13 protein-coding genes and 1 pseudogene are annotated in these 13,510 nt (G+C 65.9%); 12 read left to right on the top strand and 2 right to left on the bottom strand.

Annotated features, from left to right (window positions below; all coding sequences use genetic code 11):
• Positions 1-133: 133 nt before the first annotated feature.
• Positions 134-451: a hypothetical protein gene (locus QF038_RS01145; RefSeq protein WP_307607921.1), complete on the bottom strand. Its 318-nt coding sequence runs from the start codon at positions 449-451 to the stop codon at positions 134-136.
• Between the two features lie 264 nt (positions 452-715).
• Here QF038_RS01145 and QF038_RS01140 point away from each other — a divergent pair, with 264 nt between their 5' ends.
• The 4 genes and pseudogenes from QF038_RS01140 (at position 716) to QF038_RS01125 (ending at position 4,533) form a co-directional block, all read left to right on the top strand.
• On the top strand, positions 716-1,828 hold the full coding sequence (locus QF038_RS01140; protein ID WP_307607919.1) for a PP2C family protein-serine/threonine phosphatase: 1,113 nt from the start codon (positions 716-718) through the stop codon (positions 1,826-1,828).
• Positions 1,825-3,796 (top strand): annotated as a pseudogene (locus tag QF038_RS01135) (glycosyltransferase family 2 protein). Before QF038_RS01140 ends, QF038_RS01135 begins: the two are co-directional and overlap by 4 nt.
• The gene (locus QF038_RS01130) at positions 3,786-4,118 is read left to right on the top strand and encodes an STAS domain-containing protein (RefSeq protein ID WP_091424451.1); all 333 of its coding nucleotides are present in this window, start codon (positions 3,786-3,788) and stop codon (positions 4,116-4,118) included. The pseudogene QF038_RS01135 and the gene QF038_RS01130 overlap by 11 nt, the downstream one beginning before the upstream one ends.
• Positions 4,111-4,533: an ATP-binding protein gene (locus QF038_RS01125; protein WP_307607917.1), complete on the top strand. Its 423-nt coding sequence runs from the start codon at positions 4,111-4,113 to the stop codon at positions 4,531-4,533. The genes QF038_RS01130 and QF038_RS01125 overlap by 8 nt, the downstream gene beginning before the upstream one ends.
• Positions 4,534-4,611: 78 nt before the next feature.
• Here QF038_RS01125 and QF038_RS01120 read toward each other — a convergent pair whose 3' ends face one another.
• Positions 4,612-5,859 carry a GAF domain-containing sensor histidine kinase gene (locus QF038_RS01120; RefSeq protein ID WP_307607915.1) on the bottom strand — a complete coding sequence of 416 codons (1,248 nt, stop codon included), beginning with the start codon at positions 5,857-5,859 and terminating at the stop codon, positions 4,612-4,614.
• Between the two features lie 258 nt (positions 5,860-6,117).
• Here QF038_RS01120 and uraD point away from each other — a divergent pair, with 258 nt between their 5' ends.
• The 8 genes from uraD to QF038_RS01080 all read left to right on the top strand — a co-directional run bounded on the left by uraD (position 6,118) and on the right by QF038_RS01080 (position 13,452).
• Complete coding sequence (uraD, locus tag QF038_RS01115; RefSeq protein ID WP_307607913.1) at positions 6,118-6,615, top strand: 2-oxo-4-hydroxy-4-carboxy-5-ureidoimidazoline decarboxylase; 498 nt, start codon at positions 6,118-6,120, stop codon at positions 6,613-6,615.
• Positions 6,612-6,950, top strand: coding sequence for a hydroxyisourate hydrolase (uraH, locus tag QF038_RS01110; RefSeq protein ID WP_307607911.1), 339 nt, complete (start codon positions 6,612-6,614; stop codon positions 6,948-6,950). Before uraD ends, uraH begins: the two co-directional genes overlap by 4 nt.
• A gap of 88 nt (positions 6,951-7,038) precedes the next feature.
• Positions 7,039-7,353 carry a hypothetical protein gene (locus QF038_RS01105; RefSeq protein ID WP_307607909.1) on the top strand — a complete coding sequence of 105 codons (315 nt, stop codon included), beginning with the start codon at positions 7,039-7,041 and terminating at the stop codon, positions 7,351-7,353.
• Between the two features lie 58 nt (positions 7,354-7,411).
• Positions 7,412-9,085 (top strand): amidophosphoribosyltransferase, encoded by a 1,674-nt coding sequence (purF, locus tag QF038_RS01100; protein ID WP_307607907.1) that lies wholly within the window; start codon positions 7,412-7,414, stop codon positions 9,083-9,085.
• Entirely contained in the window at positions 9,082-10,230 is a 1,149-nt protein-coding gene (gene purM, locus QF038_RS01095; protein ID WP_307607905.1) for a phosphoribosylformylglycinamidine cyclo-ligase, read from the top strand. Before purF ends, purM begins: the two co-directional genes overlap by 4 nt.
• A gap of 344 nt (positions 10,231-10,574) precedes the next feature.
• Positions 10,575-11,369 (top strand): ABC transporter ATP-binding protein, encoded by a 795-nt coding sequence (locus tag QF038_RS01090; protein ID WP_307607903.1) that lies wholly within the window; start codon positions 10,575-10,577, stop codon positions 11,367-11,369.
• Positions 11,366-12,184: an ABC transporter ATP-binding protein gene (locus QF038_RS01085; RefSeq protein ID WP_307607901.1), complete on the top strand. Its 819-nt coding sequence runs from the start codon at positions 11,366-11,368 to the stop codon at positions 12,182-12,184. The genes QF038_RS01090 and QF038_RS01085 overlap by 4 nt, the downstream gene beginning before the upstream one ends.
• Positions 12,181-13,452, top strand: a complete 1,272-nt coding sequence (locus tag QF038_RS01080; RefSeq protein WP_307607899.1) for an MFS transporter — start codon at positions 12,181-12,183, stop codon at positions 13,450-13,452. Before QF038_RS01085 ends, QF038_RS01080 begins: the two co-directional genes overlap by 4 nt.
• The last annotated feature ends 58 nt before the right edge of the window (positions 13,453-13,510 follow it).

Genomic DNA, 13,510 nt, shown 5'->3' with positions numbered 1-13,510 from the left:
ATGGCCCACAAGGCCAGGAGCAGGGAATCCACTGTCATAAGGCCCGCGATGAGGTAGGCCCATCCTGTATACCAAGCCACTGCAATCTCCTGACTGTATCCCCCAGCCACTCGATTGCTCCTAAGTGTGGCACCTAAACCGCCGCGGCGGAACGCCCCAAATCCACACTCCTGAAAAGCGCCTCCAGCCTGTTGTGGGCCTCGGTCTCCAGCTTCAGGCGGCGCGTCAGCTTCTCCACCTGCGCGGACAGCTCCTCCCCCACCGGCAGCCGGTCACCGGGCCAACTGGAGGCCTCCCGTGATTCGGCGAGTGCTTGAGCCAGCGCATTGGCTGCGGCGCGCACCTTCCGGGAGTGGAAGTAGACGCGCAGCAATGCCCTGCCCTTGTCCAGTGCCGCCCGTGGCAGGTCGCGTGCTGCCGCTGTCTGGTTGGTTGTGTTGGCATGTCCCATTTGGCTCCACCTTCCTGCCAAGCCGGCCAGCCCCGGACGTGGTCGTCGTTGACGCTTGTCCTCATAAAGCTGATCCCTGACTTCGAGTGTCCCGGGCGTTCCTCAACGTCCGGGCAAGCGGGTCCCAAGATTTGCGCAAGATCGGCCAGGACGGGCCGGGGCAACCAGCGGCATCCCGCCGTCGGACGAAAACGCGGGGTGACTTCACAGCACCTGTTGCCCTGCGACATGTTTGGTAGCCGTTAATACGGTAGAAGTAGACCTATGGTCTCTCCCCCCGAAATCCGTCGTGCCGTTGTCATCGAAGATGACCCGGACATCCGCGGCCTGCTGGTCCGCGTCCTGGCCAAGCAGGGCTTCGACGTGACGGAGGCCGCCGCCGGCCTATCCGGAGTGGAGGAAGTCCGGCGCGTCCAGCCTGATCTGGTCACGCTGGACCTGAACCTTCCGGACATTGACGGCCTCGAAGTCTGCAAGCTGCTCCGGGAATTCTCGGACGCCTTCATTGTGATGCTCACGGCCCGGGCCGATGAACTGGACAAGCTGACCGGCCTGGACAACGGCGCGGACGAGTACATCAGCAAGCCGTTCAGCCCGCGCGAGCTGCAGTCCCGCATCAACGCCCTGTTCCGCCGCCGGCCCTCCCCAGCCGCGGATTCGGCCAACCGGAGCGAACTGGAACGCGCCACGGAAGTCCAGCAAAGCCTCCTGCCCAAGGAGGACATCCGCGTGGACGGCTACGACGTCGCCGGCGTCTTCCGTCCCTCCCGCAGCGTGGGCGGGGACTTCTACGACTGGTACCAGACGCCGGAGGGGCTCCACCTCACCTTCGCCGATGCCATGGGAAAGGGCATGGGCGCCGCGCTCATCGCGGCAACGGTCCGCGCGGTAATGCGCTCCACGGGGCGCCGGCAGGACCTGGACGGCGCCTTCGCCTCCGCCAGCAAGGCGATCGCCACGGACCTGGACTCCTCCAACTCCTTCGTCACGTTGTTCCACGCCCGCCTTGACGCCGCGTCCGGAACCGTCAGCTATGTCGACGCCGGGCATGGGCTTGCGCTGCACGTCCGCTCCGGCGGCACTGCTGAACGGCTCCCCTCCGCCGGTCCCCCGGTGGGCGCGTGGGCAGGATCGCAATGGCCGCAGTCCACCCTGGAACTCGCCCCGGGAGATTCCCTGGTGGTGGTCAGTGACGGCGTGCTGGACGTCTTCGACACCGTGGAGGACTTCACCGAAGCCGTCCGCAGCGCCGCCCAAAGCCAGGATTCGGCACACGCCGCCAGCAGCGCCATTATGGCCCTCGCTCCGGCTGAAACGGCCGAGGACGACGTTACTGTGGTTGTGGTCCGCCGGCTGCCGGAGCAGGCTGCGGCATGACCCGCTTCTGGACCCGGCTGGTAGTGGTACTGACCGTTTTCACCGGCGTCAACTACATCGCCTGGCGCTGGGCGGCATCGCTGAACTGGGAAGCCTGGTGGATCGCCCTGCCCCTGGTGATCGCCGAAACCTACAGCCTGATCGACGTGATGCTGTTCGGAATGACGGTGTGGAAACTGAAGATCCGCAAGGGCGCCCCGCCGCCACCGCATGACGCCACAGTGGACGTCTTCATCACCACCTACAACGAAGACCTGGACATGGTGATGACCACCGCGCTGGCCGCCCAGAGGATCCGGCACCCGCACAGCACCTGGATCCTGGACGACGGCGCCCGGCCCGAACTCAAGGCACTCGCAGAACAGCACGGCCTGGGCTATGTCACCCGCAGTGAGGACTGGACCTCCAGCCTGCCCCGGCACGCAAAAGCCGGAAACCTGAACAACGCCCTGATGCAGACTCACGGCGAATTCCTCCTGATCCTGGACGCTGACCAGATCCCCGAGCCCGACATCCTCGAAAAGACCCTCGGCTACTTCAACAACCGCCGGGTGGCACTGGTGCAGACGCCCCAGTACTTCAGCAACGTCCCGGCCAGCGATCCCCTGGGCAGCCAGGCGCCCCTCTTCTACGGCCCCATCCAGCAGTGGCAAGGACGGCTGGAATGCCGCCTTCTTCTGCGGCTCCAACGCCATCCTGCGCCGGGAGGCCCTGATGCAGCTGGGCCTCGTGGGCTACGTGAAGGAAACCGAGAAGAGCATCCGCCGGGCGCTGGCCGCCTCCCGTTCCGCCATCAAGCAGGCCCGGAAGTCCGCGGACGTGGAGGCTCCCCTGGTGGCCCAGGTGCTGGACGAGGTGGAGGCAGCCACCCGCGAAGCCCAGCAGGAGCTCGAAGCCGGCGGGGCCCTGAGCGAGATCACCTACCGCGTGCGCCGCCGCGTGGACGCCGCCGTGCAGACCCTGGTGATGGCCGACGTCGAAGCCCTCCAGGCCGACCTCGAAGAAATCGCGGCGATGGAACTGGCGCACGTGGGCGAGTCCGGCGTTCCCGTCGTGGCGGACGACGCCGTGCAGCGCATGTCCGCCCGCGACTGGTCGCCGCTGGGTGCCCTGGAATCCGTGCAGGCCGTCCTGGACGCGCTGTCCGTGGAGCGCAACGACGAAGCGCAGCCGGTGATGCCGCTGGCCACCATCTCCGTCACCGAGGACATGGCCACCGCCATGCGGATGCACGCCATGGGCTGGGAGAGCGTCTACCACCACGAAATCCTGGCCTACGGGCTGGCCCCGGAGGACCTCAAAACCATGCTCACCCAGCGCCTGCGCTGGGCACAGGGCACCATCCAAGTGCTGCTCCGCGAGAACCCGCTGGTCCAGAAGGGCCTCAAGATCGGCCAGCGGTTGATGTACTTCGCCACCATGTGGACTTACCTGAGCGGCTACGCGGCAGTGATCTACTTCGCCGCGCCCATCATCTACCTGCTCCTGGGCATCCTGCCGGTGACGAGCCTGAGCTGGGACTTCTTCATCCGGTTCATCCCGTTCATGGTGGCCAACCAGCTGCTGTTCGCGGTTGCCGGCCGGGGCATCCCCACCTGGCGCGGCCAGCAGTACAGCCTGGCCCTGTTCCCCACCTGGATCAAGGCGTGCTCGACGGCGGCCCGGAACGTCTGGTTCGGCCGTCCCCTGGGCTTTGCCGTCACCCCCAAGGCCCGCCAGAGCGGCGGACCCAGCTGGAGCCTGATCCGGCCACAGATTGTGGTGTCGGTGCTGCTGGCGGTGGCGGCCGTCGTCGGAATTATCCGCCTTGCCGCCGGCCTGGCCGAACCGCTCGGCACCCTGGTCAATGTCGCCTGGGTCATCTTCGACCTGGTGGTGATGAGCATTTTGGTGCGCGCAGTGCTTTACAAGGGTTATGAACCGGCCGGTGATCCGGCAGTTACAGAGAGGGATCCAGATGGAGTTTAGCTATGAGGTCAAGGACTCGTATGCGGAGGTCAAGGCGGACGGACGGCTGAACATGGTGTCCGCGCCGAAGCTGCGCGAGTTCGTCACGGATGTGATCGCGGGCGGGTCCAACCGGATCGTGGTGAATTTGGAGAACACGGCGTTTATGGACTCCTCGGGCCTTGGCGCGCTGATCGGCTGCCTCAAGGCTGCCCGGCAGGCGGGCGGCGACCTCCGAATTGCCGCTGTCCAGCCGCAGGTCAAGATGGTCCTGCAGCTCACCAGCATGGACAAGGTTCTCACCTCCTACACCTCTGCCGAAGAGGCGTTCAGCAATGACTGAGGTCCTGGCGTCCCGCAGCTTCCGCGGGCTCGCGGCAGAAGACGCCATCGAATCCGTCCACAATGACCTGGACAGCCTCTGGCTCGACGTCCCCTTTGTGCAGGACATGGACCAGATGACGTTCACGACGGCGGTCATCGAGTCGGCGTCGAACATTGTCCAGCACGCGGAGCCCGCGGGCCAGGAACCAGTGGAGCTCGGAGTGGACATCACCGTCAAGCCCACGCTGCTGCAGGCCAGGGTCAGTGCCTACCACGCCAAGCCCCCGTTCGGTTCCATGGAGCCGGCAACACCGGGCGAGGACGCCGAGTCCGGCAGGGGCTTGGCGCTGATCCAGGCGCTGGTCACCACCGTCACGTTTGAGCGGCAGGACGGCACCAACACCTGGGTCCTGTCCAGGACGTCCCAGGGCTAGAGCCGTCTGCGTTTTCGGACAGATACGGGGACTTACAGGCCGGTTACGCCGCGGTATCTGTCCGAAGAATCCAGAAGATCAGGGTTCGTCGGGGAAGGTCACCGACACGGTGGCCCCGCCGCCCGGAGTATCGCTGATGGAGAGCTCGCCGCCGTGTGCCTGGGCAATCCGGCGGCAGGTAGCCAGGCCCAGCCCTGTCCCGGGCCCGTCGCCGGGCCGGTTCAGCCGCACCAGGGGCTCCACGGCTTTACTCCGCTCGGACGCCAGGATGCCCTTGCCGTTATCGGCCACGTGGATGATGGTGCCGTGCACGCCCGGCTCCGCCCTGACAGTGACCCGCAACGCCCTGGCGGGACTCTGGTAATTCAACGAGTTTGCCAGCAGGTTCTGCAGCAGGGTCCGCAGCTGGGACCGGTCTGCGAAGAGCTCGGCGTCCTCGCACAGGATGCCGCTTGCCAGGCCCAGGTCGACACCCAGATCCCGGGCGGCCTCCGACGACACCGCGAGTAAGGACAGCCGCTCCCGGTTGATGGTGCCGTCAGCCCGCGCGTAGTCCAGGACGTCATCCAGCGTGTCCAGCATGCGCCGCCCGCCGCTGCCGATATGGCCCAGGTACTCCGCGAACGGGTGGTCCGGCTGGATGTCCGGATCGTCCTCTGCCAGCTCCACGTAACCAAGGATGGTGGTGAGCGGCGAACGGAGATCGTGGCTCACCCGTCCCGCGAACTCCGCCAGCATGGCGTTGCTGCGCTGCAGTTCGGCCAAGGCTTCGTTGAGCTGCAGCGTGCGGTGCTGGAGTTCAAGAAGCTCCACCACCTGCTGCGCGAGCACTTCCATCAGGCTGATCTGCTCCAGCGTGGGCAGTTCCGGCTCATTGGAGAAGACGCACAGGGAACCAAGGACCAGTCCGGAGGAGGTCTCCAGCGGGATGGAGGCGTAGAAGCGGACGTCGGCTATCTCGCCGGTCACAAACGGGTTGGCGGCGAACCTTGGGTCCTGCGAAGCGTCCCGCACCACAGTTGTCCCCCCGGTCAAGAAGACCGCGGCGCACATCGAGTCCTCGCGGGAGCAGATGCCGGGATCCATTCCGGATGCCGCTACCTGCACCTGCTGCCCTGAGGTGATGATGTTGACCACGCCGAAGGGAACGCCGCACAACGATGCGGCCAGCCTCACGAGGTTGTCCAGTGCACCCCTCGCCTTGGCGTCTTTCAGTACCGGCCTCTCACCACCATAGGCAGGTATCAGCCCATACTCCCGCAGGCCAAGCTCGCGTGCGGAATCCTGATCGGTCAGCGTTTGCATAGCCGTCCCGTCCGTATTCATTTAGTGTTCCCCCAGTAAAAAACTGGTCGAGCCTGCGGCTCTCCCGCGATAATACCGGCCTGGCCTGACGGCTGTTGTAGTCTCTTGACACCATCGCCACGCTCCACTTCAATATTACGTATGCTGAAATAACAGTTCCATGATGCGGAAGCCTGCTTGGTGCGTCCCGTGGCGTACCAAGGATCAGGTGCCGGACGTCCGGCCTCCGCATAGCCGTCACCATGGATGCCAGCATTTGTTACCTAGGAAGCAGCCAGCATGAAGCTTGCCGAATTCAACACTGCGGACCCTGCGCGGGCCGCGGAAACCCTCAGGCCCTGCATCGACGTCCAGCGCTGGGTGGACACCGTGGCCGCCGCCCGGCCTTACTCCAGCAAGGATGCGCTCCTGGCATTTGCCGCCGAAGCAGCCAACCCGTTCACTTCCGCCGAAGTTGAGTCCGCCATGGCACACCACCCCCGGATCGGGGAACGTCCGACGGCGGCCACAGCCGAAGCGTCCATGTCCCGTTCCGAGCAGGCAGGCGTAGACCCCGCGGACGCAGGCGTTGCGCAGGCTTTAGCACAGGGCAACAAGGACTACGAGGAAAAGTTCGGCCGTGTCTTCCTGATCCGCGCCGCCGGACGGACTGCCCCCGAAATCCTGCAGGCCCTGAATGAACGGCTTGCCAACTCCCCGGGCGAAGAAGACACCATCGTGGCACAGCAGCTGCGTGAGATTGCCGTTCTGCGGCTCGAAGGACTGATTACCGAATGAGCGTCTCCCACGTCACCACCCACATCCTCGACACAGGCGCCGGACGTCCGGCGGCGGGGGTCGCCGTCGTGCTCTACAAAAACGACGCCGGCACCTGGCAGAAGCTTGCCGGCTCCACCACGGACGCGGACGGCCGGGCGAAGGACCTGGGTCCGGAGCAGCTGGAGGCGGGGCATTACAAGCTCAACTTCGCCACCGGCAACTACTACGCCGGACTGCAGACTGCAACCTTTTTCCCTGAGGTTGACCTGGTGTTCGAAGTCACCGGCCCCGAGCACTATCACGTTCCGCTCTTGCTCAGCCCGTTCGCATACTCCACGTACCGCGGCAGCTGACCTCCCGTTGCCCTATCACTTATGGTCCCCATTCCGGGGTTTTGGCAACCGTAAGTGATAGGGCAACACGGAAATGTAGGCTTGATGCATGCCTTCTGAACAACCCGCCGCCGAGCGCCGCGAGGTCACCGTCCGCCGCGCACCCAAATATGTGCCGTTCCTGATCCTGGGCGCACTGGTGGGCGCGGCGGTAGCGGCGGCGGTGGCTTACGGCCTCCCCGCCACCCCGGACTTCGACCCCGCCTCGGTGTTCGGATTCTTCCTGGTGCTGTTCGCCGGCGCAGGCGCAATCCTGGGTGCCGCACTGGCCCTCATCCTGGACCGGCGCAGCGTCAAACGGCAGCAGCGGGCAGTGGTGGAAGCGGTTCCCGACTCCGAACCGGATACGGACCACCGGCAGTAGCCCGGTCACAAACGGACGGCCGGAAAAGTCCTACCGCATATCGTGAGATAATCGACCAGTGGCACGCGGCGATGGAAAACTTTCTCATGATCTTCTCCCTGGCGAAAAAGGCCCTCAGGACGCCTGTGGCGTTTTCGGGGTCTGGGCACCAGGCGAAGAAGTAGCAAAACTTACCTATTACGGGCTGTATGCACTGCAGCACCGCGGTCAGGAGTCGGCTGGTATAGCCACCAGCGACGGCAAGCGGATCAACGTCTACAAGGACATGGGACTCGTCTCCCAGGTCTTCGACGAGACCACCCTGAACACCCTCACCGGGCATCTCGCCGTGGGGCACTGCCGCTACTCCACCACCGGAGCCAGCCACTGGGCCAACGCCCAGCCCACCCTCGGCGCCACCAGCACCGGCACCGTGGCCCTGGCGCACAACGGCAACCTCACCAACACCGCCGAGCTCAATGCCATGATCCGGGAACGCAACGGCGGCCAGCTCACCGGCGAGATGAAGCAGGGCAACACCTCGGATACCGCCCTGGTCACGGCCCTGCTTGAGGGCGAAGAGGGCAAAACGCTCGAAGAGACGGCCATCGAGCTCCTGCCCAAGATCAAGGGCGGCTTCTGCTTCGTTTTTATGGACGAAGGCACTCTGTACGCCGCCCGCGACACCTTCGGCATCCGCCCGCTGGTCCTGGGCCGCCTGGAACGCGGCTGGGTAGTGGCCTCCGAGCAGTCCGCACTCGCCACCGTGGGCGCCAGCTTTATCCGCGAGATCGAGCCCGGTGAGTTCATCGCCATTGACGAGCAGGGCGTGCGGTCCCAGCGTTTTGCGGAGCCGACGCCGGCCGGTTGCGTTTTCGAGTACGTCTACCTTGCCCGCCCCGACGCCGCCATCGCCGGCCGCTCCGTGTACGAATCCCGCGTGGAGATGGGCCGCCAGCTGGCCCGCGAAAACACCCAGGTAGCGGACATCGTGATCCCCGTTCCGGAGTCCGGTACACCCGCCGCGGTGGGCTACGCCGAAGAATCCGGCATCCCGTTTGCCCACGGCTTCGTCAAGAACTCCTACGTGGGCCGCACCTTCATCCAGCCCTCGCAGACGCTCCGCCAGCTGGGCATCCGGCTCAAGCTCAACGCCCTGGAATCCGTAATCCGCGGCAAGCGCGTGGTGGTGGTGGATGACTCGATCGTCCGCGGCAACACCCAGCGCGCCATCGTCCGGATGCTCCGCGAAGCCGGGGCCGCCGCAGTGCACGTCAAGATTTCCTCCCCGCCCGTGCAGTGGCCCTGCTTCTACGGCATTGACTTCGCCTCCCGGGCAGAGCTGATCGCGAACGGCGCCACCATCGAAGAGATCTCCCAGGCCATCGGCGCCGATTCGCTGGCCTACATTTCTGAGGACGGCATGATCGGCGCCACCCGGCAGCCGCGGGAGCGCCTCTGCACCGCGTGCTTCACCGGCAAGTACCCCATCGAGCTCCCGGGCTCGGACAAGCTGGGCAAGAACCTCCTGGAGCGCACGGACCTCGGCGGACTGAAGCCCTCACCGTCAGCCCTCCCGGGCCAGACCGCCGCCCTGGCCGTGGACTCTGAAGAGGATCCGGCCGAGAAGTCCGGCGCCACCGGATGCGATCCGGGACCCGACTCCGAATTCGAGAATTTGCTGACCGAAGCCGACCTTGTGCCAGACGTGCACGCCGCCACCACCGGCGCTGACAAGAAAGAGTCCGTATGACTTCCGCTGCCCCCGCCCCCGGCAACACTTCCGGCATCACCTACGCCTCCGCAGGCGTTGACGTTGAAGCCGGCGACCGCGCCGTCGAGCTGATGAAGGATGCCGTCAAGGCAACCCACAACTCCTCGGTGATCGGCGGGGTGGGCGGTTTCGCAGGCCTCTACGACGTCTCCCGGCTCCTGACCTACAAGAAGCCGCTGCTGGCCACCTCCACCGACGGCGTGGGCACCAAGGTTGCCATCGCCCAGGCCATGGACATCCACGACACCATCGGGTTCGACCTGGTGGGCATGGTGGTGGACGACATCGTGGTGGTGGGCGCAGAGCCGCTGTACATGACTGACTACATTGCCTGCGGCAAGGTGGTGCCCGAGCGCATCGCTGATATTGTCCGTGGCATCGCCGCCGCCTGCTCGGTTGCCGGTACGGCACTGGTGGGCGGCGAAACTGCCGAGCACCCCGGCCTGCTGGGCGAGCACGAGTACGACGTCGCCGGCGCAGCCACGGGCGTGGTGGAGGCCGACCAGCTCCTCGGCCCGGACCGCGTCCGCGCCGGGGATGTCGTGATCGGCATGGCCTCCTCCGGCCTGCACTCCAACGGCTACTCCCTGGTCCGCCGCGTGATCAACCACGCCGGCTGGGCGCTGGACCGCCAGGTATCCGAACTTGGCCGCACCCTGGGCGAGGAGCTCCTTGAGCCCACCCGCGTCTACGCTGCGGACTGCCTTGACCTTGCCCGCGCGTTCCCCGTCGCCGGAACCTCCGCTGTGCATGGCTTCAGCCACGTCACCGGCGGCGGTCTGGCCGCCAACCTGGCCCGAGTCCTCCCCCAGGGCCTGGTGGCCACCGTGGACCGCGCCACCTGGGAACTGCCGGCCATCTTCAAACTGGTGTCCGAGCTGGGCAATGTCCCGCTGGCAGACCTCGAGCGCACGCTGAACCTGGGCGTGGGCATGGTGGCCATCGTCTCCGCCGACGCCGCCGACGCCGCGGTTTCCCGCCTCAACGACCGCGGCCTGCCGTCCTGGATCATGGGCACCGTTACCGAAGACTCGGACGACATCCTCAAGTCCGGCCCGGACTACGTCCAGGGCGCCAAGGGCGTGGACGGCGGCGCCGTCCGACTGGTCAACGCCTACGCTTAGACATTTCACGGATGCCGGCGGTTGCTCGAAGCAGCCGCCGGCATTTTTTGTGCCCGGGCCCGAAACCCTCCTTCACCTCCCGCAGCCCACCGGCCAACCCTCCATCACCTCCCGCAGCCCACCGGCCAACCCTCCATCACCTCCCGCAGCCCACCGGCCAACCCTCCATCACCTCCCGCAGCCCACCGGCCAACCCTCCATCACCTCCCGCAGCCCACCGGCCAACCCTCCATCACCTTGGATCTGCCAAAGGCACCGGGGGCCCGGTGCACAATTGCGTAATTGAGAACCATTCTTGTTAGAGTGAACTCGTTCCCGAAGCCCTGCCATGAAACGACGTTCCGATGCCTGCACCCGCCCTGTCCGTGAAGAACCTCGTGCTCTCGCATGCCGGGCGCCAGTTGGTGCACCCCCTGACGTTCGCCGTCCAGCAGGGTGAGACCGTTGCGCTGCTGGGAGCCTCGGGATCCGGGAAGTCACTGACAGCCTCCGCCCTCACCGGAACTATTCCGGAGGGAATCACGGCGAGCGGGGAAATTTCCTTTGGTACTGCTTCCCGGCCAAGCGATGGCGGAAGCACGGCTGGCAAGGCCGGTGCGGCCCTGATCAGCCAGGACCCGCAGACCTCCCTGAATCCGCTGGTGCCAGTAGGCAACCAGCTGACGATCCCGCTGCGCCGGGGGTTCAGCCGGACCGACGCGATGGCCGAAGCGGCGCGCCTGTTGGCACGCGTAGGGCTGGAGGACCCGGCGGAGATCCTGCGGCGCTACACCGGCGAGCTTTCCGGTGGACAGCTGCAGAGAGTGTGCGTAGCCTTCGCGCTGGCCTGCCGCACGGAGTTCCTGGTGGCAGATGAACCCACCACAGCCCTGGACGCGGCCACCCAGCAGACTGTCCTTGCGAGCCTCCGTGCCTGGGTGTCCGAGGGCCGCACTTTGCTCTTCATCACCCACGATCTGGCAGCTGCAGCAAACCTGTGCAGCCGGGCACTGGTGATGGAGAACGGCCGGATTGTCGAAAACGCCCCGATGGCAGAGCTGCTGCAGAGCCCGCAGCATCCTTACACAAAGAGCCTGGCGCTGGCGGCCACGACTACTTCACTCTTACCAGCGAGCGCAGGAATGGCTGTGGCAGCATGACCGGGGCCCTCAGCGCCCATGGCATCTCCTTTAGGTACGCCAGGTCCTTCAGATACCCCAGCCGCAGCTTCCGCAGCCGCCAACCGGCGGAAACCCTCAGCAACGTCTCCTTGACTCTCAAGCCTGGAGCCGGCACTGCACTGGTGGGAAGCTCCGGCTCTGGAAAATCCACCTTGGTCCGGATCATGCTCGGCCTGGCTAAGCCATGCAGGGGCACCGTAACCCTGGATGGGTGTGCAGTAAGGCCCGGACCGGCACGGAGCCTTCGCTGGTACCGCCGCTCAGTGCAGTACATCCCGCAGAATCCGGCCGGCAGCCTGGATCCGCGTATGACCGTTTCACAACTGCTGCAAGAACCGCTGCGGCAGCTGCGGGTTGAGGGCAACCACCGGGACCTGGCGGGCCAGGCGCTGGACCGCGTGGAGTTACCGGCCCGGATGATGACCCACCGGCCGGGCGAGCTGTCCGGAGGCCAGAACCAGCGGGTGACGATCGCCCGTGCCCTTGCAGTGAAGCCCGCGTACCTGCTGGCTGATGAACCCGTCAGCGGCCTGGACCTGCCCCTGCGCGATGCCATCCTCACGCTCCTGGACCGCCTGGTTCATGAAGGCTTGGGCCTGCTCCTGGTTACCCATGACCTCGGCACTGCCGCCAGGATGTGCGGCACCACCGCCGTCCTGTCCGGAGGCAGCATCGCTGAACAAGGACCAACGGACCAGGTGCTGGCACATCCCTCGAGTCCTGCCGCGCACGCACTGGTTCACGCAGCCGCTGCCATGCAGCTCCCGTCAACTGCCGGGTCGGTTGCCCTGTGACCGCCCTCAGCACGGCAACACGGACAGCAATAAAACCGCGCCCGGCCCCCGGCCTGCTCCTCGCCAGCCAGCTGGTCTTCAACATCGGCTTCTACGCAGTAGTGCCGTTCCTCGCACTGGTGATGACCCGTGACTTCGGCATGACCGCAACGGCCGTAGGTGTGGTGCTGGGTGCCAGGGTCTTCAGCCAGCAGGGGCTTTTCCTGGTGGGCGGGATGATCACGGACCGGTGGGGCCCGCGGCGCGCCATGCTGGTGGGCTGCCTGGTGCGTATCTCCGGATACCTGACCCTTGCAATGGCCGGCAGCTTTCCACTGTTCCTCCTGGGTGCGGTGCTCACCGGGATGGGTGGTGCATTGTTCTCGCCTGCCCTGGAGTCCCTGGTGGGGCGGGCAGAAGAACGACGGCGGAACACCAGCGGGAAGGCGCCAGGACTTTTTGCGCTCCTCGCCATCTGCGGGGAAATCGGAGCAGTAGCAGGACCCTTGGTGGGCGCACTGCTGCTGGGCATGTCCTTCGGCTGGGCAGCACTGGCCGGGGCAGGCGTCTTTGCCGTCATGACCGGCGTGCTGTGGCACGGCATACCCGCGGGACCAACAAAACCGGCTCTGGTCACCGTCCCCGCCACTGATGACGTGCATCATACAGTCGTGCACGGTGAAGGGGTTCGGGCAATGCTGCGGGACAGACGCTTCGTGGCCTTCGGGGCCCTCTACAGCGTGAACCTGCTGGCCTACAACCAGCTCTACTTCGGCCTTCCCATCGAGCTGACCCGGAGCGGCGCAGGACCGGAGTCGCTGGCCGGCCTGTTCGCAGTCGCATCCCTCCTGACAGTTGCCCTGCAGTGGCCCATCTCCCGGCTGACGCACCGGATTGGGCCGGGGTGGGCCCTCGCCATGGGCTTCACCCTCAAGGGCCTGGCCTTCGCCACGATGGCAGTGCTCGCCCAGTTCCCGGCCACGGGAGCGTTGCAGCTGCTGCCACCATTGCTGCTTGTGGTGGGACTTTGTCTGGGGCACATGTGCATCGGACCGGTGGCCATGCCGTTGGTCCTGGACTTTGCCCGTGGCCGCAGTTCCGGTATCTACTACGGCCTCCTCGCCAGCCTGGGCGGCTGCGCGGTGCTGCTGGGCAACTTTGTCCTTGGACCGCTCTACTCAGGCGCCACGCAACCCGGGCCCGACGCCGTATGGCCCTGGGCGGTGATGGCGGCACTCACGGCGATTCCCGCCGTCGGACTTTCCAGGCTCCTGCCTCCACAACGCTAAACCCTCAAACAACAGGCCAAGTGCGCCCAGCACCTGCCTCCCTTAATTGCACCTTCAA

Origin of the sequence: Pseudarthrobacter sp. W1I19 (assembly GCF_030817835.1) — a bacterium.
Taxonomy (GTDB): Bacteria; Actinomycetota; Actinomycetes; order Actinomycetales; family Micrococcaceae; genus Arthrobacter.
This window is presented reverse-complemented; position numbering and strand designations above follow the sequence as displayed.